Genomic DNA, 23,718 nt, shown 5'->3' on the forward strand with positions numbered 1-23,718 from the left:
CCAGGCTGCTGCTCGGAACCAAACTGTTGCGCGCGCCGCGGTCACCCGTGCCGTGCAGCCGCCGTGATCGTTGCTGTCTGCAGACTAACTCTGGCAGAACGGGCAGACATAGATCGCGCGAATTTGCCGGTCGCCGATGCGCATGCCGGAGGTGCCAGTCCCGGGGGTGTCTGTCCCGGGGGTGACTGTCTCCGGCAGGCCCATCTCCGGTGTGAGGTTCGCGGCCTCGCCCTCGCCGCTGCCCAGCTGGCCTCTGCGGATGCGCGCGCCGCAACGCCGGCACGGTTGGTTCTCGCGGCGATAGACCCAGCTCGTGCTGCCAGGCCGCAGGTCGCCGGTCGTCGTGCGAACGGCCCGGTCCTTGTTCGCGACGATCAGGCGATGGGCGAGGGCGACCGTCTTGAGCAGGTCTGCGTCGCGCACGAGCCGGGTCGGCAGCATCCCGCGGAGAAAGCAGAGTTCAGCTACGTATTCATTTCCGAGCCCGGCGAGATTGCGCTGGTCGAGCAGTGCGACGGAGATCGATTCACTCGGGTGGGCGGCGAGTCGCCGAGTCGCCTCACCGGCATCCCAATCCGGGCCGAGCAGATCAGGACCCAGATGGCCGACGACGGCGACCTCGCGGTCGCGAGGCAGCACGCCGAGCATGCCGAGCTCGAAGCCGACAGCCTGCCACCCGGTGGTGGTCAGCACGATCCTGGCTTGAAATGCGGGCCGTTTCCAGCGTTCGCCCGGCCGGTAGAGCTGCCACATCCCCTCCATCTTCAGATGGCTGTGAACCGTGTGATCTCCGACGCGGATCAGGATGTGCTTGCCCCGGCTGACCACTTCGTCGATGCGCTCGCCGGTCAGGTCGACGGTGGCGTACTCAGGAACCCGGATATCGCATCCGGTCAGCATGGCGCCGGCAAGCGCGGCGTCGAGGCGGCGGGCCAGACGGTAGACCGAGTCACCCTCTGGCATGACGGATGCCCTGCGGTCGGCGCGCGTGTGGCTTCGAGACGGGCGTTCCTCGCTCCTCAATCAGCAGTGGTGGCCGCGCGCTCATGGGCGTGATCGCATTCGGAGGCCGCGCGGCGTTTCGGTGAAGCCGCCCCTGGCGAGTGCCTCGGCCAGCGGCGTATTGAGAACGGATGCGCCGTTCACCGTTTCAACGTTGAGCTTGTCGACGCCGCCGCGGCGCACCAGAGCGCCGATCGAGCGACCCGCCGCGTCGAGGCCGGCCCCGTCGCCGAACGTGAGGGCCGTCTTGCCGCCGCGCTCGAGATAGAGCACGAGGGCTCCGTCGACGAGGGTGACGAGTGCACCCGCTTTGCGGCCGGGGCGATGACCGGTGGCCGGGTCAGATGTGCCGTTCGGTCCGCTGCCGGCGATCGTCGGCCAGGCCAGTGCCGCGCCGTACGGATTGGCCGGATCGGTTGCAGCGAGCGTTACCGCCTCGTACTCCGGCTCTCGCGTTTCATCCCGCACGAACGAGCGCAGGCGGTCGACCGTGCCACCGGTGGCGAACTGTGCTGCGCCGAGCCCCTCGATGAAGTAGCCGCGGCGGGCGCGCGCGGACTCCTCGAATCGGCTCAGCACGCGGTAGGCGAGCGCGAAGCCGCCCGGAGCGCCCTCGGCCATCACGGAGCCTCGGGTCACGACACCGTAACGCTCCAGCAGAGTCTCGGCGGTGGCGTGGGCGCGCACCGTGGCATCCGTTTCGGCGAGGGGGAGGATCGACCAGCGCCCGCTGGCTAGTGGCGGAGCCTGGCGTTGCTGCCCGAGCGGGCGCGCGTAGCCGCGGCCTCGGGCCAACCGAGAGCGCGGCGGGGTGCGCGGGCGTTTGTGGGCGCCCGCACCGCCGGTGAGGATGCGCAGCGGCGCGAGCGTGTCGTTGGTGACCAGACCCGCCCAGACGAGATCCCACAGGGCGGTGACGAGTGCGTCGTCAGCCAGCGCGTCGTTGCCGGGCGAGCCCACCGCGTCAGCAAGCTGCCGGAAGAAGAAGCCGCCGCCGGTGCCGAGTGTGGTGAGCACATCGCGCTGCAGTTCGTCCGTCTCGTGGTCGGTGGGTGGCGGCAGCGTGAGTGGAGCGGCATCCGCCAGATGGAGGCTCACCCAGCCGTCGTTGCCGGGGAGCGATCCGGAACCGGACCAGATCACTTCGCCGGTTGCCGTGAGTTCGTCGAGCATGGCTGGGCTGTAGTCGCTGACGCGGGCCGGGAGCACGAGCGACTCCCACGCTGACGCGGGAATGCGCACCCCGGAGAGCTGCTCGATGACGGATGCGACGGCATCCACTCCCCGCAGCGTGCCGCCGACGTGTTGCCAGGCCGGCAGAAAACGCCCGAACGTGTGCTGGTCGACCGGCTCGACCTCGTGCCGCAGTGCGGCCAGCGACAGACGACGGATGCGACGCAGCACGTCGCTGTCGCACCACTCGGTTCCCGTCGCGTTCGGCCGGAACTCGCCCTCTGTCACACGGCGGTCGTGCTCGAGGCGGCGCAGTGTGTCCTGGACAACCGCGGTGCCGAGACCGAAACGGGCGGCAGCCTCCGCAGCGGTGAACGGGCCGTGGGTGCGCGCGTAGCGGCCAATCAGGTCGCCGAGCGGGTCGGGCACCGGTTCGACGAAGGCGATCGGAACGCCGATGGGTAGTGGCACGCCGAGCGCATCGCGCAGTCGGCCCGCGTCTTCGATCGCCGTGTACCAGTCGTGGCCGGCGAAGCTGACGCGTAACGCGCGCTTCGCGTTGACGAGGGCGTCGGCATCGGCCGTGTCGGTGGTCGAGTAGGGAGCGCTAGCGACCGTATCGAGACCGGGTGGGTTGGATTCGTTGGTCGAGTAGGGAGCGCTAGCGACCGTATCGAGACCGAGTGGGTTGGATTCGTTGGTCGAGTAGGGAGCGCTAGCGACCGTATCGAGGCCGGGTGCGGCCGGTGTCGTGTCGGGGTCTCGATACGCCTGCTCGCCCTTCGGCTTGCGCTCAGGGACCGAAAGTTCGCGGGCTGCTCGACCAGCGGGGGGTTCCAGACGCGCGGCGATCTCTGCAGCGGTCAGCGGCCCGAGCAGGCGCAGCAGGTCGGCGACGCCCTCCACACCATGCACGCGACGATCCGGCGCGAGGCGTTGCAGCTCCAGCTCGACGCGTTCGATGACAGCGGGATCGAGCAGTTCGCGCAGCTCGGCGCGACCGAGCAGTTCGGCCAGAAGCGAAGCATCTACCGACAGTGCGGCAGCCCTGCGCTCGGCGAGCGGGCTGTCACCCTCATACATGAACGATGCGACATATCCGAACAATAAAGAACGTGCGAACGGACTCGCGGAGTCGGTTGCCGTTTCGACGATGCGGATGTCGCGGCTCGCGATCCGGCGCGCTAGCTTCGTGAGGGCCGGCAGATCGTAGACATCTTGCAGGCACTCGCGCACTGTCTCGAGGATGATGGGGAAGGTCGGGAACTTGCGCGCGACATCCAGCAGTTGTGATGCTTTCTGGCGCTGCTGCCACAGTGGTGACCGCTTGCCGGGGTTGTATTTCGGCAGCAGCAGCGCACGAGCAGCGCACTCGCGGAAGCGGGCTGCGAACAGGGCGGACCCACCGACCTCCTCGGTGACCAACGCGTCGAGTTCATCGGCCTCGAACACGAAGAGTTCCGCGCTCGGCGGCTCGGACTCGGTGTCCGGGATGCGCACGATGATTCCGTCGTCGCTGGCGATGACCGCCCCGTCGATGCCGAATCGTTCGCGCACGCGAGTGCCGACCGCGAGCGCCCACGGTGCGTGCACTTGCATGCCGTACGGGGAATGCAGTACAAGTCGCCAGTCCCCGAGCTCGTCTCGAAAGCGCTCGGCAACAAGCGTGCGGTCGGTCGGTATGTGTGCGGTCGCAGCTCTCTGCTCGGCTAAGTATGCGAGCAGATTGCGGGTGGCGCGCTCGTCGAGACCGGCGTCGGTGCAGCGCGCCGTCGCATCCGTCGGGGATGCCCCGCTCAACTCCCGCACAAACGCCCCGATCGCGCGCCCCAACTCAGCGGGCCTGCCGATTCCATCACCCTTCCAGAAGGGTAGGCGGCCGGGCTCGCCGAACGCGGGCGTGACGAGCACTCGGTCGTGAGTTATCTCCTGGATGCGCCAGCTCGTCGCCCCGAGAGCGAACACGTCGCCGACCCGCGACTCGTAGACCATCTCCTCATCGAGTTCGCCGACCCGGCGACCCGTCGCTACGCGGCGACTGTCCCCTGAGCTTGCCGAAGGGCCGCCGGTGCTCGAGCCTGAGCCGGGCCTCGAGCCATTCGACTCGCCGGTCATCATGTAGACGCCGAACAGCCCGCGATCGGGGATGGTGCCGCCGCTGGTGACGGCGAGACGCTGCGCTCCGGGTCGCCCGGTCAGGGTGCCGCGATCGCGGTCCCAAACGATGCGCGGTCGCAGTTCGGCGAACTCGTCTGACGGGTAGCGGCCCGCGAGCAGATCGAGTGTTGCCTCGTAGGCACTGCGGGGCAGCGCGGCGAACGGAGCGCTGCGGCGCACGGTGTCGAACCATTCGTCGATGTCGATCGGCTCGAGTGCGCACGCGGCGACGGTTTGTTGGGCGAGGATATCGAGCGGATTGGTCGGCACGGACAGCTGCTCGATCAGCCCGGCGACCATCCGTTCGCTGGTCACCGCACAATGGATCAGGTCCGCACGGTGTTTCGGGAAGACGATGCCGCGAGAAACTTCGCCCACCTGATGGCCCGCGCGGCCGACGCGCTGCAGCCCGCCCGCGACCGACGGCGGCGCTTCGACCTGGATCACCAGATCGACCTCGCCCATGTCGATGCCCAGCTCGAGACTGCTGGTGGCGACGACGCAGCGCAGCCGGCCGGTCTTGAGGTCGTCCTCGATGCCGGCCCGCTGCTCCTTTGAGACGGAGCCGTGATGTGCGCGGGCGAGGACTCGGTCGGCCGGAAGCGGCTCACCGCCCAGCGCGTCGAGCGTTGCCGTCGGTGCGGATGCCGCGCGCAGGCCCCGGGTTTGGCCGGAGCCGCCCATCATCTCGGCCGGCGGGCGCTTCCCGAGGAGTGCGGTCTCGGGTCCGGTACCGGCGGGGGTGTCGATACGGGTCTCGATACGGGTCTCGATACGCTCGCTGGCGCTCGCTACTCGACCACCGTAACTGGCGCTCGCTACTAGACCACCGTAACTGGCGCTCGCTACTCGACCACCGGGCGATGGCTCGTCACGCGCTTCAGAGAGTCGCTCGTCGTAGATCTCGTTCAGGCGTGCCGTCAAGCGCTCGGCCAGGCGGCGCGAGTTCGCGAACACGATCGTCGACGTGTGCTCCAGAATGCGGTCGACGATCGCCGATTCGACATGTGGCCAGATCGACCCGTTCTGCGGTGCACCGGCAGCGGATGCGCCGTCTTGCGACGCCGAGCCGAGCTCGCTCATGTCGTCGAGCGGCACGACCACGCTCAGGTCGAAGCGTTTGTGTGAGGTCGGCGCGACGATGGTCACGGTGGCACGACCACCGAGAAAACGTGCGACTTCTTCGGGCGGTCGCACGGTCGCGGAGAGCCCGATCCGTTGCGCGGGGCGCGCAAGCAGGGCATCAAGCCGCTCGAGCGAGACCGCCAGGTGTGCACCGCGTTTGGTCGCAGCCACGGCGTGGATCTCGTCGACGATCACCGTCTCGACACCGCGCAACGACTCACGCGCGGCGGAGGTGAGCATGAGAAACAGCGACTCCGGCGTCGTGATCAGGATGTCCGGCGGCGTCTTCACGAGTGCTCGTCGCTCGTTCGCGGGGGTGTCTCCCGACCGCACACCGACTGTGACCTGCGGCGGATCAGCGCCGAGCCGCTTCGCCGTCTGTGTGATGCCGACGAGCGGCGCGCGCAGGTTGCGCTCGACGTCGACGCCGAGCGCCTTCAAGGGCGAGATATAGAGGACACGGGTGGTGGGTGCAGAGGGGAGCGGGGGGCGGGGGTCTCGATACGCCTGCTCGCTGCGCTCGCGGGCTACTCGACCAGCGGGGGTGTCAGCCCTGGACGCTACTCGACCAGCGGGGGTGTCTGCGGTGGGCGTTACTCGACCAGCGAGGGGTGGGGTGGTTGTGGTTGGCGTTTCTCGACCAGCGAGTGGGGGCGGAGTCGTGGCGAGGCGGTCGATCGCCCAGAGGAACGCGGCGAGGGTCTTGCCTGACCCCGTCGGGGCGACGACGAGCGTGTGCGAACCGCGGGAGATGGCATCCCACGCCCCGACTTGCGCTTCGGTCGGCGCGGTGAACGCCCCGTCGAACCACGCGCGCGTGGCTGGCGAGAAACGCTCCGAGACGCGGGCCATGGCTCTATCTCAACACAGACCGCCGACACTCGCGCAGAATGTCCTCGGCGGCACTCAAGCCGGCCGCCTTGTGCGCCACTTTGCGCGTCGTGCGCCAGTTGAACTGGCGCAGGCCGCACGACGTGGCGCACCAGCGCCGGATGCCCGACGTGTGACCGTTACAGGTGCGCGGCGATGAAGGCGGAGACGTCCACGAGCTCGTCGGCGGAGATCGAGTGGGCGAGCCCCTTATAGAGGCGGATGTCCGCACTCGCGTGCTCGGGCAGCCACGCGTTGGTTCGCGCGATCGCCTCTGGCCCGATCATCGTGTCGTTCGTGCCGCGTCCCCAGAACACGGGTGGCCGCAGCGCGGCCAATTCGGCATCGCCGGGGGCTTCGCCTGCGACGACATAGCCGGACAGTTGAACCCCGAAGGCGAACCGCTGCGGCGCGGCTCGCATGAGCTGCAGCACCATGGCCCCGCCCTGCGAGAAGCCCAGCAGTGCGACAGCAGGAGTGGCCGGTTGCGTGTCGAGCCAGGCGAGAACGGCGTGGGCGGCGGCATCCGCATGCTGTTGCGACGGTCCGTCACCACCGAACACTGCCCGCGAGAACCACGCGTAGCCGCCTGACTCGGCGATCGGTGCACGCAGCGAGGCGATGACCACACTCTGCGGGAGGTGTGGGGCGAGCGAGATCAAATCGTCTTCGTTCGAGCCGTAACCGTGCATCAGCACGAGCATCGGCCGACCCGCACGGTCGCTTTTCGGCGCGCTGAAGCGCACGGCATCCGGATCGATGGTCAAAAGAGTGTCTGGCATCTGCCCATCGTCTCGTGCCGCACGCAGCGGCGCAATGCGGTGCGTCCGGTCGGGCGGCACAGCGTAAGCACAGCACCTGTCAGTGCCGCATCCGTAAGCACAGCGCCTGTAAGAGCAGCATCCGTAAGATCGAGGCATGAGTGTGCGAACTCCGGACCCCGACCCGAATGACCGGCAGGACTCAGATCCGGCCCGACCGGGCGACCAGCGGCCGACGGCCGGTCCGGGCTGGCTCAGCGACTTCGAGCTGGCGCAGGTGCGCGGCCGACTGCCGATTCTCTACATCGAGGCGGTGCCGGTGCGGGTCGACGGTGTCGGTCAGGTGATCGAAATCGGTGTGCTGCTGCGGGCCAATTCGGTCGGCGAGATGACACGAACGCTCGTTTCCGGCCGCGTGATGTACGGCGAGACGCTGCGCGAGGCGCTGTTCCGGCATCTCGAGAAAGACCTGGGTCCGATGGCCTTCCCGCAACTGCCGGCGAGCCCCGTGCCGTTCTCTGTCGCCGAGTATTTTCCTCTGCCCGGCGTTTCCCCCTTCACGGATGACCGCCAGCACGCAGTCGCGTTGGCCTACGTCGTTCCCGTCACCGGCACCTGCGAACCCCGCCAGGACGCGCTCGAACTCACCTGGATGACACCGAGCGAAGCGGCGTCCGCAGAGGTGTCTGCTGAAATGGAAGGCGGCCGCGGCACGCTTCTCCGGGCTGCGCTCGCCTCGGTCGGCGTGCTCCCGTAGCCACTCGCACTGCCCTCTCGCCGTGTGAGGTCACGGTTTGGTATCCCCTTGACCGAACAACTTGACGTTCGGTTTTGATCGAATATGATCGTTTCTGTGTGATGCACACATCCTCAGCGCACGTGACGAAGGAGTTGACATGCAGGACATCGGTGACGCCTCACGGCGGATTGACCTGGGCAGGCGCAGTGTTCTCAAGGGAATCGGGCTCAGCGCTCTCGGCATCATGGCCGTGCCGGCGCTCGCTTCCTGTTCGAGCACTCCGTCGGGCGGTTCGACCGGCGGCGGCGGTAGCTTGACGTTTGGATCGAACGCATCGGATGCCGTTCCGAAGAACGCATATGCGGCCTTCGTCTCGGCGTTCGAAAAGAAGTCGAAGGACACGGTCAAGACCAACACGGTCGACCACAACGGCTTCCAAGACAAGATCAACAACTATCTGCAGGGGAGTCCGGATGATGCGTTCACCTGGTTCGCCGGGTACCGCATGCGCTACTACGCAGACAAGGGCCTGGTCGCTCCGATCGACGACGTCTGGGCGAAGATCGGCGACAACTTCTCGCCCGCGTTGAAGAAGGCATCCACCGCCAGTGACGGCAAGCAGTATTTCGTGCCGAACTACAACTACCCATGGGGATTCTTCTACCGCAAGTCGTTCTGGGCGGAGAAGGGCTACACGGTTCCGACCACCATGGACGACTTCGAGACACTGGCCAAGAAGATGAAGGCCGACGGCATCATCCCGATCGGCTTCGCAGACAAGGACGCCTGGCCCGCCTGTGGCACGTTCGACTACCTGAACATGCGCATCAACGGTTACCAGTTCCACGTCGACCTGTGTGCTCACAAGCAGGGTTGGGACACGCCGCAGGTCACCGAGGTCTTCGACACCTGGAAGATGCTGCTGCCGTATCAAGACCCGGACTCGCTCGGCATGACCTGGCAGGAAGCCGCCCAGAAGCTCGGCAACAAGCAGACCGGGATGTACCTGCTCGGTTCGTTCGTCACCCAGCAGTTCACGGATGCCACCGTGCTCGCCGACATCGACTTCTTCCCGTTCCCGTCCGTCAAGGTCGAGGGGCAGGATGCCGTTGAGGCGCCAATCGATGGTTTGATGCTCTCCAAGCGAGGCGGACAGAACCAGGCTGCGAAGGACATGCTCGCGTTCATGGGCACGGGCGCAGGTCAAGAGGCGTACTACTCGATCGACAAGTCCAACATCATGACCGCTAAGGATGCTGACACGTCTGGCTACAGTGCCTTCACGAAGAAGCTCGCCGGTGTGATCGCCGATGCGAAGTCGATCAGCCAGTTCTTCGATCGCGATGCGCTGCCCGCGATGGCGACGAACGTGCTGGAGCCCGCGATGCAGTCGTTCATCAAGGACGGCACCGTCGACTTGAAGAACATCGAGTCGCAGGCGAAGACGCTGTACGCGGCGCAGTAGCAGATCGGACCCATCGTGTCTGCTACCCCGATCACACGGGAGACCGACACGGCGCGGCCGGGGGTCACACCCCCGGCCCGGCGCCGTCGTCTCCGCGAACTCGGCACCAGAGATCGGATTATCCTCGGCATCATGATCGGCGTGCCAACGCTGATCCAGCTCGTGCTCGTGTGGATTCCGACGCTCTTGTCGATCGGCCTGTCATTCGTGCGATGGAACGGTCTCGCGTTGACCGATATGAAGCCGGCGGGTCTCAGCAACTACGCCTACATCTTCAACGAATACACGCCGTTCTGGCCGGCGGTCGGGCACAACATCCTCTGGCTGTTGTTTCTCGGGGTCATCGGCACGCCGCTCGGGTTGCTGTTGGCGGTCGTGCTCGATCAGAATATTCGCGGCACACGGATCTACCAGAGCGTTTTCTTCGCCCCGGTGATGTTGTCGCTCGCCTTGATCGGCATCATCTGGCAGCTGTTCTACTCTCAGGACAACGGGTTGCTGAACTATCTGCTCGGAACGGCGGGCACTCCGCGGGCGGTCGACTGGTTCGGCGACTCGAACGTCAACCTGTGGGCTGCGATGGTCGCCGCGACCTGGCGACATGCCGGCTATGTGATGATCCTGTACTTAGCGGGGTTGAAGGGTGTGGATTCCAGCCTGCGCGAGGCAGCCGCCCTTGACGGCGCTAACGGGCCGCAGACGTTCTTCCGCATCGTCTTTCCGGCCATGAAGCCGACGAACATCATCATCGTCGTCATCACGATCATCGAGTCGCTACGCGCCTTCGACATCGTCTACGTCATCAACAAGGGCACGAACGGGCTTGAACTGCTCAGCGTGCTCGTCATCCAGAACCTCGTCGGCGAGGGGCAGGTGATCGGCGTCGGCTCGGCGCTCGCCGTCGTTCTGCTTGTGATCTCGCTTGTGCCGATCGTCTTCTATCTCTCCCGCACCTTCCGAAAGGAGCGGCTCTGATGACCGCAACGTCGATCAACACCGCGGCATCCGCTCGTCCAAAGCGGCTGCCACAGGAAAAACGACACAAGAAGAGCCACTGGGGAACCTACCTTTTTCTCACAGTGATGGCTGTGATGTGGCTGATCCCACTGGCGTGGGCGCTGTATACCTCGCTGCGGCCCAAGGCGGCAACGGACAAGTACGGCTACTTCAGCATTGCCGGGCCGTTCAACTTCGACAACTTCGCGCAGGCCTGGAACCAGGGCGGGTTCATCAACTACTTCGGCAACTCGCTGATCATCACGGTGCCCGCGGTGATCCTGACCTTGTTCTTCGCGTCGATGATGGCGTTCGCCGTGAGCCGTTTCAGCTGGAAGTTCAACGTCACCCTGTTGATCGCTTTCACGGCGGGCAACCTGTTGCCGCCGCAGGTGCTAGCGGCGCCGCTGTTCGAGGTGTTCAAGAACTTCACACTGCCGTATTGGGTCAGTGATTCCGGCAGCCTGCTCAATACGTTCTTCAGCGTGATCGCAGTGAACACGGCATTTCAGATCGGATTCTGCACTTTTGTGCTGTCGAACTTCATGAAGGCCATCCCGGTGGAGCTGAGCGAGGCCGCCCGCGTCGACGGTGCAGGCGTGTGGCGGCACTATTGGTCGATCATCATGCCGTTGTGCCGGCCGGCGCTGGCTGCGCTCGGCACTCTCGAAGTAATCTTCATCTACAACGACTATTTCTGGCCGTTGATTTTCATTCAGAGCGGGGACAAGCTCCCGGTCACGACCGCGATCAATAATCTCAAGGGCCAATTCCTCTCGGATTACAACCTGCTGGCGGCCGGAGCGGTGATCACCGTCATTCCGACGTTGATCATCTACCTGGTTCTGCAGCGACAGTTCGTCGCGGGGCTGACGCTGGGTGCGAGTAAGGGATAAGGGGTTACGCGACAATGATGCTCGCCGCCGCGCGCCAGAATGCGATCGTCGCTCGGGTGCGCCAACGCGGCACCGTGCGGGTGACCGAACTCGCGTCGCTACTCAGTGTGTCGGAGATGACGATCCGGCGGGACATCGAAGTGCTCGCCGGCGACGGCTTGCTTGACCGGGTGCACGGCGGCGCGAAACTGCCCGGCGGTCTCAGCACAGACGAACCCGGCTTCGAGACAAAGTTGGAACTCGAGGAGCGTGAGAAGGAGGCGATCGCCCGTGAGGCGCTGAGTTTCGCGCAGCCAGGCGGGGCGATCGGCCTGAGCGCGGGCACGACGACGTGGCGACTGGCCCGACTGCTCCTGACGATTCCGCGGCTCACGATCGTCACCAACTCCGTGCAGATCGCAAGCGTCTTCTATCAACACCCGGCGGATGTCGGCGGCGCGCCCCAGGTGATCCTCACCGGGGGCGAGCACACGCCATCCGACGCCTTGGTCGGGCCGATCGCTATCTCGGCGCTGCGCCAGTTGCACCTGGACACGCTGTTCCTCGGCGTGCACGGCATGGACGAGAGCGTCGGCTTCACCACACCGAACCTCCTGGAAGCCGAGGCGAATCGAGCATTCGTCGCAGCCGCTCGACGTGTTGTCGTGCTCGCGGACCACACCAAGTGGGGCACGATCGGCATGAGCACGTTCGCGCAGTTGGCTGAGGCATCCGTCGTCATCAGCGACGACGGATTGTCTGCCCACGCTCGCGAAGTTCTGAGCGCTCAGGCCGGCGAGCTTCGACTGGTCTCGCCCGCTACTCGCTGACGGATGCCTGCGGGCGCTTCAGCGCACCATCCGCACCTCGGCGATGCCGTCGAATCGCGTCGCGCCGTCCGGCTCGAAGCCCTTTTTGGCATAGAAAGCGTGGGCGCGCGGGTTGTCTTCTGCCACCCAGAGCGTTGCGGGCGCGTCGCCGATGACGGCCTCGAGGAGTGCGGACCCGACGCCCGTTCCGTACATGGACTCGAGCGTGTAAATGGTGAACAGCTCGAGATCGCGGGTGCCGTCATCGTCGCGGGTGGGGCCGGCGCTGGCGAAGCCGATGATGTTGCCGTCGTACTCGGCAACCGCGCAGCGAGTGGTCGTCTCGTTCTCGATGACGTGCCGCCACCAGGTGGCGCGACGCTCCTCAGACAGGTTCGCGAGCACCTTTTCCGACATGACGCCCAAGTACGTCTGGCGCCACGCTTGAACGTGCACGTGGGCGATTCCCTCGGCGTCATTCGGTCGCGCGGTACGGACAGATGCAGCCGAGGTCATACTTCGATCGTATCGGAGCGCGCATCCGAAGACTCGGGAAGGTCTCGATGCGCCTGCTCGCCCTTCGGCTGCGCTCAGGGATACTCGAGCGATACTCGTTGGTCGAGTAAGGAGCGCTAGCGACTGTATCGAGACCCCGTGAGCCGGTCTAAAGGGGGTCTCGATACGCCTGCTCGCTGCGCTCGCGGGCTACTCGACCAGCGGTACTCGTTGGTCGAGTAAGGAGCGCCAGCGACTGTATCGAGACCCGGTGAGCCGATCTGTGGGGGTCTCGATACGCCTGCTCGCCCTTCGGCTGCGCTCAGGGACCGAAGCTCGCGGGCTACTCGACCGGCGAGTTCCGGTGGTCGAGTAAGGAGCGCCAGCGACTGTATCGAGACCTGGTGAGCCGGTCTCAAGGGGGGTCTCGATACGCCTGCTCGCTGCGCTCGCGGGCTACTCGACCAGCGAAGGAGCGACGGGCCTCAGCCCTGGGCGCGCCGCGAGCCGCGACCGCGACCGGTTCCGGAGTTGCCGCCGACCAGGCTGCCGACGCGCAGGTGGCCGGAGCGACCCGATTGACCGGATGCGGCAGAGCGACCCGACTGACCCGAACGGGGCTGCGACGAGCCATGCTGCTGCGACGAGCCCTGCGACCGCGGGCCGCCGGCCTGCTGCCCGCGACCGCGTTGAGCGCGGCCGTCGCCGGAAGCAGCCGGAGCGGTTTCACCCGAACGCGCAGGACGACCCGAACGGTCACGGCGCGGGCGCGAGGTGCCGGCATCCGCACTCTCACGTCCATCACGTCCGTCACGACCACCGCGCTTGCGTTGCGCGTTGGCGCCGTTCGAGCGGCCGCCACCGCCCTGCTGCTGAAGCTGCTTCGGCTGTGGCTTCACGTAGGCCGCAACCTCGCCGACCATTTCGAGCACCTCGGGGGAGGTCGGCGTGACGGCGATCGGGGTCACCTTGATCGCTGCTTTGCGCAGCAACTGGGCGAGGTCCTTCTTCTGAGTCGGAAGGCAGATCGTCACGACGTCACCGGCGCTGCCCGCACGTGCGGTGCGGCCGGAACGGTGCAGGTACGCCTTGTGCTCCATCGGCGGGTCGACGTGGATGACCAGCTCGACGTTGTCGATGTCGATGCCGCGCGCGGCGACATCCGTTGCGACGAGCACCCGGGCGTCACCCGCGGCGAACGTCGCGAGATTGCGGTCGCGCTGCGGCTGGGACAGGTTGCCGTGCAGGTCGACCGACGGGATGCCCGCCTCCGTCAGCTGCTTCGCCAACTTCTTCGCGTGGTGCTTGGTGCGCATGAACAGGATGCGTCGGCCGGTTCCCGATGCAAGCGTGCGAATCAGCGCGGTCTTCTCCTCGACGCTGCCGATCTCGAAGACGTGGTGCGTCATCGCGGCGACGGGGGAGTTGGCCTCATCGACCTCGTGGTGCTTCGGGTTGTGCAGGAAACGCTTGACGATCTTGTCGACACCGTTGTCCAGGGTGGCGGAGAAAAGCATCCGCTGGCCGTTCATCGGCGTCTTGTCGAGGATGCGCGTGACAACAGGTAAGAAGCCCAGGTCGGCCATGTGGTCGGCCTCGTCGAGCACAGTGATCTCGATGGCGTCGAGGGTGACGAATCCTTGGTGCATCAGGTCTTCGAGGCGGCCCGGGCAGGCGACGACGATGTCGACGCCGGCCTTGAGTGCTGCGACCTGGCGGTTCTGGCTGATGCCGCCGAAGATCGTGGTGGTCTTGAGGTTGTACGCGGCGGCCAGCGGTGCCAGCACGGTATCGATCTGGGTCGCCAGTTCACGGGTCGGAGCGAGCACAAGCGCAAGTGGGCGGCCCGGGCGACGTGCACCACCGGACAGGGTCGTGCCGAGGCGCGCGGCAATCGGCAGCGAGAAGGCGAGGGTCTTGCCCGAGCCGGTTTTGCCGCGGCCGAGCACGTCGCGCCCTGCGAGCGTGTCGGGCAGGGTGTCGGCCTGGATCGGGAACGGCGAGGTCTTGCCGTCGGCGGTCAGCACGGCCAGGAGCGGTGCGGGCACGCCGAGTGCGGCGAAGCTTGTGTCGGAGGTGGTTGCGTTGGACGCGCCTGCTTTGGGCGCAGCAGTTGTGGGCACAGCAGTGTTGGGCACAGTTGTGTTGGTCAGGGTTGTTTCAGTCAAAAGTTGGTGCCTTTCGGGGCATCATCCGGCGGGCGTGGCTGGGCCAAGCGCATCCGGAAAGGTGGCGAAGGTGCCGATGGGCACATCCGTTCGCCGTAAGCAACGGTGCAAAAGACTTTGCACAGATCGTCAGAAATCGAGGTCCGAATCATCCGTAAGAGAATTCAGCCGCAACATGAAGAGGGGCGTTCTACGACGCAGGGAGTCCGTCGTGGACTCGCAAGTAGCTTCAGCATAGCGGATGCGCCCGGGCGGCTGCTGCACGCGGCGTTGGCCGTAGGGAGTGCGGGTCTCGATACGCTCGTTCCTCGCTACTCGACCGCCGGTGTGGGGTCAGCCGGCGGCCGGCTCGGTCGGCGTCATCACCTGCGGTGTGCTCTGGTGCACCCACCCGCTCGTCATCGTCTGCACGGCGGAGCCGTTCAGGTCCGCGAGCTTCACACCGACGAAAGCGGATGCCGCAGGCGAGGTCTGCACACGGGCGGGCGGGGCATCCGCTGTGAGAAGGTCGACGATGACCGCGGCGACATCACTCGCGCTCTGCGCCCGTGCGCTGCTGAACTGTTGCTGTGTGCGTTGCAGGTAGCCGAGCATCGCCGGGGCGTAGTCGCCGGCGGCCGCGATCATGGCGGGCGCGTCGGCGCCGACGTTGGCGACGAACTCTGTACTGACCGGCCCCGGCTCGACGACGTTGACCCGCACGCCGACGGTTGCGGCGACCGGTGTCAGCGACTCCATGAACCCTTCGACGGCGAATTTGGAGGAGCAATACGCCTCGTTGAACGGCTGACCGACAGCGCCGCCGACGCTTGAGACCGTGATCAGGCATCCCCTAGACGCGCGCAGATGCGTGAAAGCAGCCTTTGTCAGGGTGACGACGCTGAAGAAGTTCGTTTCCATAACGGCGCGCACCGCGTCGACGGATTCCAGTTCGATCGTGCCGACGTGCCCGGCTCCGGCGTTGTTGATGACGGCGTCGAGTCGACCGTAGTCAGCGATGATTCCGTCAACGCAGCCCTGTATTGCTGCAGCGTCCGTCACGTCGAGCGAGCGGATGTCGATACTCACGCCGGCCGCGCTGGCTGCGGTACGGAGAGCGTCCGCTTTGTGCTCGTCGTTCTGGAGATTGCGCATCGTGGCGATGACGCGATGCCCGGCGGCCCCGGCCGCCACGGCGGTGGCCAGACCGATGCCGGACGAAGTGCCGGTGATCAGAACAACGGATGAGGGCATGATGGGCTCCTTCGCACGGGCCGTCGAGGGAAGGCCTTCACTGCTGAACGCTACTCGCGTATCGTGCTTGGCAGTGGGCGCACTTCGACGTCGAGGCAGGGCAGCACGCAGGAGGGCGAGGAACATGACGGAAGCGGCATCCGAAGCGGCAGCTGAGCCGACGCCCGAAGTGGCACCCGAGCCGGCATCGGCGGAGCTCAGCCCGCCTGACCTTACACACCTCAGGCGCTGCATCGCGTTGGCGCGCACCGCCCGCGATCGCGGCGATCACCCGTTCGGTGCGCTGCTTCTCACCGCCGACGGCGTCGTGATCGAGGCCATGAACACGGTCAACTCGGGTTCGGACCCGATCGGGCACGCTGAAACGAACCTCGTGCGGCTTGCCGGCCGGCGACTGGATGCCGCGACCCTTGCCGCGAGCACCCTGTACACCAGCACCGAGCCCTGTGCGATGTGTGCCGGTGCGATCTACTGGTCCGGAATCGCGCGGGTGGTCTACGCGCTCTCCGAAGCCGCCCTGCGCGGCATGGTCAGCACGCAGTCCGGCGTGCCGACCCTTGCGCTGCCGTGCCGTGAAGTGTTCGCGCATGGCGGGCGCGCGATCGCGGTGGATGGCCCGGCCGACCTGCCCGAGGCATCCGAAGTGCACGCCGGCTTCTGGGGCTGACGGGCTCTTTGGCAGGTGCCCGCCGGGCGGGCGAGTCGGCGGGCGAGTCGGCGGGCGCGTCGTCGGGCGCATGCCGCGAGGTTGTGCGTTGCTGCAATCTGCGGGCGCCCCTTGTCTGGGTGTTTGGGCGGGTTTATCGTATGGGTGCAACGAAGGACACTCATGGGCTTCATGCTGAGTAGCGCGTTGAAAGCGCACCTGAACGAATTGAGACTCGAACCCGTCGGCAAACGCGTGCGGGCACAACTCGGCGGAGTAACCGCCCTCGACAGCCAGCGTGCCGTGTTGGTCTGGGAGCCGCGCCGCGTCGTCCCATCGTATGCAGTGCCCGTCACCGACGTTTGTGGCAGCGTTGACGAAGCGACACCGATTGTCGCGGTCAGCCCTGCCGTCGCACTGGCTCCGGGGGTTGCGGTGACCGTGACGGCAGCGGTCGCCCCGGAGGTCAAACGGCGGCCTGTCTGGGATCCGCGAGTGCCTTTCGCCGTGCGTGATACTGCGGGCAGATGCGTTGTCATCAGCATTGCGGGAACGGATGCCGTCGCCTCCGGGTTCCAGCCGGACGACTCTGATCTAGCGAACTACGTGATCCTCGATTTCAACGGCTTCGACACCTGGCTCGAAGACGACGACGAAATCGTCAGCCACCCGCACGACCCGTTCTCGCGCATCGACATCCGGCACACGTCGCGGCAGGTGCACGTGTCGCTGCACGGCCACCCGATTGCGGCGAGCACGAATGTGCGCATCCTGTATGAGACCGGACTGCCACCGCGCTACTACTTTCCTCGCGAGGACATCCAAGTGGAGCTCACTGCGTCGCAAACCGTCACGCGGTGCGCATATAAGGGGACGGCGACGTATTACTCACCCGTTGTAGGCGGCGTCGCCGTGCCCGACCTCGCCTGGTCATACGAGGATCCCCTGGTCGACGCAGCGGGTGTGGCCGGGTGCGTGGCCTTCTTCACGGAACGAGTCGATGTGGCGATCGACGGCGAGCTGCAGGCGCGCCCTCACACCGCCTGGTCGTAGCGACGCGCGGCACCGGTCCGGTGCGCGGCGGGCGGCCCTTCCCGCTGGTCGAGTAGCCGGCGAGCGCAGTGAGCAGGCGTATCGAGACCCGTCCGCCGGCGTGCAGGGTTTGGTCTCGATACGCGTATTCGCTGCGCTCATGCGCACTCGACCAACGGGTTTGCTGGTCGAGTAGCCCGCGAGCTTCGGTCCCTGAGCGCAGCCGAAGGGCGAGCAGGCGTATCGAGACCCGTGCGCCGGCGTTGGGGGTCTCGATACGCGTACTCGCTACGCTCGTGCGCTACTCGACCACCGGGTTTGCCGGTCGAGTAGCCGGCGAGCCGTCGTCAGGCGACGCGACTAGACTGGGTTGTCCGCAATTCGGCACGGGCGATTCCCACGCGGGTGCGTAGCTGACGCGGCAATGCCGATGATAACCGAGGGGCTGCGTGACTGGGATCAACCGGGCGGAGGCCGAACTCGAGCGCGAACGACGCGTCGTCGGGGACCTCTATGCCCGTCTGGATGCGTTGACCCTCGACACCGAGCAGCGCCTGGATCAAGTACGCATGCAAGACGTCGGCGGCAACCACCAAGCCCGCAGCGAACGGGATGCGTTCGCCCGCCTCCACGAGGATCGCCTCACCCAACTGCGCGACGTGGATGCCCGGCTCGTCTTCGGCCGGCTATTGCTCGAGAACGCGAACGGAGCCGCCCCAGCGGGCGACCCGCCAGCCTCGGCAGGCCCGGGCGACGCAGTGCGCTATGTCGGCCGGATCGGACTTCGCGACGACGATCAACACACCGTGCTCGTCGACTGGCGCGCACCGCAGGCCAGCGCCTTCTATCAGGCGACCGCCGGCACGCCGATGGGCGTGCGCGCCCGGCGACACCTCACCATGCACGATCGGGACGTCGTCCGAATCGACGACGAGGTCTTCGACCCGACGTTGCTGACCGGACGGGTCGGCGCATCCGGAGCTGACGCATCCGGGGCTGGCGCATCCGGCATTGACACAGGCGAGGCTGGCGAAGGTGAGTCCGCCGCAAGCCGAGCCGAAGCAGGCGAGGTCGCGGCGTCAGCCGGCGAAGCGGACATCGTGATTCAGGGCGAGGGTGCCCTCCTGGCTGCACTGACGACGCAACGCACAGGGCACATGCACGACATCGTGGCGACGATTCAAGCCGAGCAGGACCGCATTATCCGAGCGGACATCCGCAGGGCGCTGGTCGTGCAAGGCGGGCCGGGCACCGGCAAGACGGCCGTGGCGTTGCACCGCGCCGCGTACCTTCTGTATGCGAATCGGGAGCGGCTGAGCAAGTCCGGGGTGCTGGTGGTCGGGCCTTCGAGCGCATTCCTGCGCTACATCGAGGCCGTACTGCCGTCGCTCGGTGAGACCGGCGTGGTGATGCAGACGCTCGGCGGGCTCTTCCCCGGCGTCGATGCAATGGACGACGACGCCCCGGAGATTGCAAAGGTCAAGGGAGCGCCAGCGATGGCACGGCTGATCGCGCAGGCGGTGCGTTCGCGTCAGCGGGTGCCAGCGGAGGTGCAGACCGTGAACGTGAACGCGGACAGGCTGCGGGTGCATCCGCAGTTGATCGCCCGCGCTATCCAGCGTGCGCAACGCAGCGGCAAACCCCACAACACGGCGCGCGTGACGTTCGTGCGGCAAGCGCTCGACGACCTGACGACGCAGCTGGCGGATCAGCTGCGCGCATCCGGATCGACGATCGACGACGCGGACCGCGCCGACCTGCGCGAAGACCTGCGCACCGCCCCGGATGTGCGTGTGCTGTTGAACACTGCATGGCTACCGCTGAGTGCGGAGAAGCTGATTCGCGACCTCTACGCGCGGCCCGAATGGCTCGCTTCGCTGACCCCGCGCTGGACGCCCGGTCAGCGTTCGCTGCTCGCCCGCCCACGCGATGCTGCGTTCACCATCAGCGATGTGCCGCTGCTAGACGAGGCCGCCGAATTGCTCGGCGATGCCCCCGACGGCCCGGATGCCGCGGCGCAGCTCCGCAAGCAGCAACGCAAGCGGGACATCGAGAACGCGAAGAACGCGATCCGCAATATGGAGGTGAAGGGGCTTGTCTCGGCCGCGCAACTCGCGGACAACTTCGCTGAGAGCACGGGGCGCGCGTCGACGGCGGAGCGTGCGGCGACCGATCGCAGTTGGACATACGGGCACATCGTCGTCGATGAGGCGCAAGAGCTGTCGCCGATGCAGTGGCGGTTGCTCGTTCGGCGGGATCCGATGCGGTCGTTCACCATCGTCGGCGACATCGCGCAGGCCAGTTCGGCGGCGGGTGCGACGAGTTGGGCGGGAGCGCTGCAACCGCTCTTCGGCGAGAATTGGCGGCTCGAGGAGCTGACGGTGAACTATCGCACACCGGCGCAGATCACGCGCGAGGCCGAAGCGTTTGCTCGCGCGCACGGGCTGCCGGTGACGCCGACGCGCGCCGTGCGCGAGGGGGACTGGCCGATCCGGGTGGTCGAGACGGGTGTGCGGGCTGGTGCTGGTGCTGGTGCTGAGGAGGATGGGGCGGATGGGGCGGCGGTGCTCGTCGGCGCGACGGTCGAGGCTGTTCGCGCGGATCTCGCCGTGAACGACACCGGGACCCTTGCCGTGATTGCCCCGGTTGCGCTGGTCGATGCCGCGTTCGATGCGCTGGACGACGTGTTCGACGGTGGCGTCGGCCGAGGCGCCGCCGGGCTCGGCCGTGCGATCGCGGTATTGACAGCACGTGAGGCGAAAGGCCTCGAGTTCGATGCGGTCGTGTTGACCGACCCGGATGCGATTGTGGCGGAGTCGCCGCGCGGCGCATCCGCTCTGTATGTGGCGATGACGCGGCCGACGCAACGGTTGACGCTCGTGCGGGCGTGAGCATCCGTTACTTTCCTGTTCCGAAACCGAGGGAAGCTGCAGAGCCGGCATTTTCTGGTGCGCCAAGTGCTGTGTGCCACGGGTCGAAAGAGCAACCTGCGCACCACTTACCTGAAGGTCTCAAGACCGGAGTCGTACCCGACAGCGGTGGTATGCGGTAGAAAGAGCGCATGGCGATCCGTTACTGGCTGAGCGTTGCCCCTCGAGATCGGACGCTGCGCGAGGTCGAAGCCGGCATCGTGCAGGCGTACTACGATGCGCGCGCCATCCTCGCTCAAGCGAATGAAAGCGACGGGATCGTGCGCTACTCCCCGCGTGCCACGCCGGACGGTGAGGTGCTCAGGCAGTTCACGGCGATCGGCTGGATTACGGATGCTGCGCGGGCCTGGACTGCGGATGCTGCGCCCGACTCGCCGGCGGATGCTGCGCCCGACTCGCCCGCGGATGCTGCGCCCGACCAACCCGCGGATGCCGCGCCCGCGCGGCCGGTCAGCCATCTGTTAGCGCCGTTCGCCGCGCCCGTTCCAGTCCAGCGTCCGTTGCTGCGCCGCGTCGAATACAGCACGAACGCGTTGGCCGTGCCGATCCGTGCGCTGCTGCCCAGTCTGGAGTTCACGAATCGCAACCGGCAGTGGGGTTATCAGCTGCGCAACGGCATCATCGAGCTGAGCAAGCATGACTTCGTTGTGATCCGCGAGCAGATGAGGCCGCCGGAGAGCTGATCGCGGACGCTAGCATTGCAGCATGGTCGCCCCTCGCCCCGTCGAAACCCCCACGCAGAGCAGATACGAAGTGCGGTTCGACTGGGCCGTTGAAGGAATGAATTCCATCGCGCCTGACGCCGGCGTCATCGTGGTGGTCGATGCCATCTCGTTCACGACGACGATCGAATTGGCTGTCGGGCTCGGGCTCGCCGTGTTGCCGTACTCCGGCCAGGGCAGCGCAGCGGATGCCGCGGATGCCGCCGGTGCAGCCCTTGGCAAACCGCGCGGCGAAGCCGGCGTCTCGCTCTCCCCGTCAAGTATCACGACGGAGTCCGTCGCCGCGATCGCACCGCTCACGCGGGTGCTTATGCCGTCGCTGAACGGATCCAAAGTGTGCGCGGCCGCCGCGGCATTCGGTGTGCCGGTGCTGGCGGCGACTCTGCGCAACCGAACGGCCGTCGCACGATGGATCCTCGACCTCCAAGCCGAGCGCGGCACGCGTCTGCGCGTTGCCATCGTCGCTGCCGGTGAGGTGCGGGCCGACGGCACGACACGCTTCTCGGTCGAAGACCTGCTCACGGCAGGCGCTGTCGTTGACGCGCTCGCCAGCGTCGGCATTGACTACTGCTCACCGGAGGCCGCGGCCGCCTGCGCCGCGTACACCGGTCTTGCCAGGGCGACCGGCCACCTGCTCACCGCATCCGTCAGTGGGCAGCAGTTGATCGAAGACGGACAACGAGCGGATGTCGAACTCGCCGCGCAACTGGACGTTTCGGACACCGTCCCCGTGCTTCGCGACGGCGCATTCGTCGCCGCTTGAGGCTAGTGGCGCGCCGTGGAATGCCACTGACGTGCGTAGCGTTCACCTTCACGGAGGTTGTGTCAATGAAAGCTGTACTGAACGATGTCGTCATCGCCGAGGCGCCGAGAGACGAATTGATCTCGATCGAGGGCAACTGGTATTTCCCGCCGGACAGCGTGCAAGAGGGGTTGTTGCAGAAGAGCACAACGCCGTACACCTGCCCGTGGAAGGGCGAGTGCCAGTACTTCAGCATTCCATCCGGCGGCACCGTGCTGCAGGATCGCGCCTGGAGCTACCCGACGCCGTACCCGACCGCGTTCGACCGGGTCGGCAAAGACTTCTCGAGCTACGTTGCGTTCTGGAAAGAGGTTCAGATCGTCGAGTGACGATCCGCTTCCCGCGCGCGGTGAGCGCGCACCTTCGCGCGGTTGCCGCAGCGTTGCATTGAGCACCAGCGGCGGCTGCCGCCGCGTGAGGTGTCCAGGTAGACGATGCTGCAATCATCCGCTGAGCATTCGCGGATGCGACCACCGACATCCGGGCCGAACACGTGCACGGCGTCGCGCGCGATCGACGACAACGCCTGGGTGGCGCGGGCACGCCCGCGTCCGGCCTGACGGGAACCGCCTTCCAGTGCCGGCGGAATATCCGGCGTCGCAGCGAACAGGTTGATGATGTCGACCTCCCCCGGTGCGGATGCGACGCCGGCACTCGCCGAGACCGCCAGACGCGCGATTGCGCGTCGCAACACCTTCGCATCCGTGAGCTCCCGTTCGGAACACGTCGCGTTGAGGCCGGGGAAGCGGTCCGCCAGCCAGGCGTCCAAATCGGCAGCTGCGTGCAGGGATTCCCGCGGCGATTGCCCTGCTGTGGTCGCATCGCGCGGCTCCATCGCACCGGTGTATGCGAAGTCGAGCGCGAGCGAGCCGGAGTCGAACCACCAGTGCTGCCCGTCTGCCGAATCGAACCACTGGCCGGTTGCCCGGGGAACTATTGACTGCGTGACCATGTAACCACTATAGTCGGTTACTGCCTCAAGGTGACGTGACGTCTCGGCGTCCTCGCCGCTGTGTCAGGGCGGCGTGACGCGCCCGCACCTTGATGACACCCTGTGACGGCCAAGCTGCTGTCGACCGGGAGGAACGGAGTTCGACGATGCTCGGTATTCAGGTCACATTCGACGCAGCGGATCCCAACGCGCTCGCCGAGTTCTGGGCGCAGGTGCTCAGTTATGACGTTGAAGACAATGGCGCGTTCATCGATGAGTTGGTCGCGTCCGGGCGGATGCCGGAGTCGGGTCGGGCGATCCGCAACGGTCGCACGGTGTTCGTCGACGTGGCAGCGGCGGTCGACCCGAAGGGTGAGGGCCCGCGGCTGTACTTCCAGAAGGTGCCCGAGCCGAAGACAGCGAAGAACCGCGTGCATCTGGACATTCGCACGCCGGATGATCGCAAGCTTGCGCGCGTCGCCGAACTCGAAGCGCTCGGTGCGCGGCTGTGCTGGGTGACGGATGACCGCGGCCCGGTCACTTACACAATGCAAGACCCTGAGGGCAACGAGTTCTGCCTCCACTGATCCTCGTCGGGCGTATCGAGACCGCGATAGGTCGGCTTGCGAGGTCTCGATACGCTCGCTGGCGCTCGCTACTCGACCGCCGGTGGTTGTTGGTCGAGTAGCCTGCGAGCGCAGCGAGTGGGCGTATCGAGACCCCCGTAGGAGACCGCCGTAGGTCGGCTTGCGGGGTCTCGATACAGTCGCTGGCGCTCCTTACTCGA

At 66.5% G+C, this 23,718-nt stretch carries 19 protein-coding genes; 12 read left to right on the top strand and 7 right to left on the bottom strand.

From position 1 onward, the window contains the following. Positions 1-84 precede the first annotated feature (84 nt). The 3 genes from QU604_RS03545 to QU604_RS03555 form a co-directional block, all read right to left on the bottom strand. Positions 85-963, bottom strand: a complete 879-nt coding sequence (locus QU604_RS03545; RefSeq protein ID WP_308467420.1) for a DNA-formamidopyrimidine glycosylase family protein — start codon at positions 961-963, stop codon at positions 85-87. 81 nt (positions 964-1,044) lie between these two features. Continuing rightward, positions 1,045-6,309, bottom strand: coding sequence for an Lhr family ATP-dependent helicase (locus tag QU604_RS03550; protein ID WP_308467421.1), 5,265 nt, complete (start codon positions 6,307-6,309; stop codon positions 1,045-1,047). A 158-nt stretch (positions 6,310-6,467) separates the two neighbouring features. Beyond that, positions 6,468-7,109, bottom strand: a complete 642-nt coding sequence (locus tag QU604_RS03555) for an alpha/beta hydrolase (protein ID WP_308467422.1) — start codon at positions 7,107-7,109, stop codon at positions 6,468-6,470. 136 nt (positions 7,110-7,245) lie between these two features. Here QU604_RS03555 and QU604_RS03560 point away from each other — a divergent pair, with 136 nt between their 5' ends. The 5 genes from QU604_RS03560 to QU604_RS03580 all read left to right on the top strand — a co-directional run bounded on the left by QU604_RS03560 (position 7,246) and on the right by QU604_RS03580 (position 11,993). Continuing rightward, a complete protein-coding gene (locus QU604_RS03560; RefSeq protein ID WP_308467423.1) occupies positions 7,246-7,845 on the top strand; it encodes an NUDIX hydrolase family protein in 600 nt (199 codons plus the stop codon). Between the two features lie 139 nt (positions 7,846-7,984). Then, a complete protein-coding gene (locus QU604_RS03565) occupies positions 7,985-9,292 on the top strand; it encodes an ABC transporter substrate-binding protein (protein ID WP_308467424.1) in 1,308 nt (435 codons plus the stop codon). Positions 9,293-9,307: 15 nt separating this feature from the next. Next, entirely contained in the window at positions 9,308-10,267 is a 960-nt protein-coding gene (locus QU604_RS03570; RefSeq protein ID WP_308467425.1) for a carbohydrate ABC transporter permease, read from the top strand. Continuing rightward, entirely contained in the window at positions 10,267-11,184 is a 918-nt protein-coding gene (locus tag QU604_RS03575) for a carbohydrate ABC transporter permease (protein ID WP_308467426.1), read from the top strand. The genes QU604_RS03570 and QU604_RS03575 overlap by 1 nt, the downstream gene beginning before the upstream one ends. 17 nt (positions 11,185-11,201) lie before the next feature. After that, positions 11,202-11,993 (top strand): DeoR/GlpR family DNA-binding transcription regulator, encoded by a 792-nt coding sequence (locus tag QU604_RS03580; protein ID WP_308468834.1) that lies wholly within the window; start codon positions 11,202-11,204, stop codon positions 11,991-11,993. A gap of 18 nt (positions 11,994-12,011) precedes the next feature. Here the strand turns inward: QU604_RS03580 and QU604_RS03585 are convergent, their stop codons facing one another. The 3 genes from QU604_RS03585 to QU604_RS03595 all read right to left on the bottom strand — a co-directional run bounded on the left by QU604_RS03585 (position 12,012) and on the right by QU604_RS03595 (position 15,868). Next, complete coding sequence (locus QU604_RS03585) at positions 12,012-12,488, bottom strand: GNAT family N-acetyltransferase (protein ID WP_308467427.1); 477 nt, start codon at positions 12,486-12,488, stop codon at positions 12,012-12,014. 464 nt (positions 12,489-12,952) lie between these two features. Continuing rightward, positions 12,953-14,590: a DEAD/DEAH box helicase gene (locus QU604_RS03590; RefSeq protein WP_308468835.1), complete on the bottom strand. Its 1,638-nt coding sequence runs from the start codon at positions 14,588-14,590 to the stop codon at positions 12,953-12,955. A gap of 378 nt (positions 14,591-14,968) precedes the next feature. After that, entirely contained in the window at positions 14,969-15,868 is a 900-nt protein-coding gene (locus QU604_RS03595; protein ID WP_308467428.1) for an SDR family NAD(P)-dependent oxidoreductase, read from the bottom strand. 124 nt (positions 15,869-15,992) lie between these two features. Here QU604_RS03595 and QU604_RS03600 point away from each other — a divergent pair, with 124 nt between their 5' ends. The 6 genes from QU604_RS03600 (at position 15,993) to QU604_RS03625 (ending at position 22,329) form a co-directional block, all read left to right on the top strand. After that, complete coding sequence (locus tag QU604_RS03600) at positions 15,993-16,535, top strand: nucleoside deaminase (protein WP_308467429.1); 543 nt, start codon at positions 15,993-15,995, stop codon at positions 16,533-16,535. Positions 16,536-16,697: 162 nt separating this feature from the next. Next, a complete protein-coding gene (locus QU604_RS03605) occupies positions 16,698-17,567 on the top strand; it encodes a DUF427 domain-containing protein (protein WP_308467430.1) in 870 nt (289 codons plus the stop codon). 428 nt (positions 17,568-17,995) lie between these two features. Further along, positions 17,996-20,437: a HelD family protein gene (locus QU604_RS03610; RefSeq protein ID WP_308467431.1), complete on the top strand. Its 2,442-nt coding sequence runs from the start codon at positions 17,996-17,998 to the stop codon at positions 20,435-20,437. 170 nt (positions 20,438-20,607) lie between these two features. Continuing rightward, on the top strand, positions 20,608-21,159 hold the full coding sequence (locus QU604_RS03615) for an EVE domain-containing protein (protein ID WP_308467432.1): 552 nt from the start codon (positions 20,608-20,610) through the stop codon (positions 21,157-21,159). A gap of 22 nt (positions 21,160-21,181) precedes the next feature. After that, complete coding sequence (locus tag QU604_RS03620; RefSeq protein ID WP_308467433.1) at positions 21,182-21,961, top strand: 2-phosphosulfolactate phosphatase; 780 nt, start codon at positions 21,182-21,184, stop codon at positions 21,959-21,961. 65 nt (positions 21,962-22,026) lie between these two features. Next, the gene (locus QU604_RS03625; protein WP_308467434.1) at positions 22,027-22,329 is read left to right on the top strand and encodes a DUF427 domain-containing protein; all 303 of its coding nucleotides are present in this window, start codon (positions 22,027-22,029) and stop codon (positions 22,327-22,329) included. On the opposite strand, the gene QU604_RS03630 is transcribed toward QU604_RS03625, so the two are convergent. Beyond that, positions 22,314-22,952, bottom strand: a complete 639-nt coding sequence (locus QU604_RS03630) for a CGNR zinc finger domain-containing protein (protein ID WP_308467435.1) — start codon at positions 22,950-22,952, stop codon at positions 22,314-22,316. The genes QU604_RS03625 and QU604_RS03630 overlap by 16 nt on opposite strands. A 146-nt stretch (positions 22,953-23,098) precedes the next feature. Between QU604_RS03630 and QU604_RS03635 the strand changes: the two genes are divergently transcribed. Further along, the gene (locus QU604_RS03635; protein WP_308467436.1) at positions 23,099-23,518 is read left to right on the top strand and encodes a VOC family protein; all 420 of its coding nucleotides are present in this window, start codon (positions 23,099-23,101) and stop codon (positions 23,516-23,518) included. The last annotated feature ends 200 nt before the right edge of the window (positions 23,519-23,718 follow it).

It is taken from the genome of Rathayibacter sp. SW19 (assembly GCF_030866825.1).
GTDB classification, from domain to species: Bacteria; Actinomycetota; Actinomycetes; order Actinomycetales; family Microbacteriaceae; genus Rathayibacter_A; species Rathayibacter_A soli.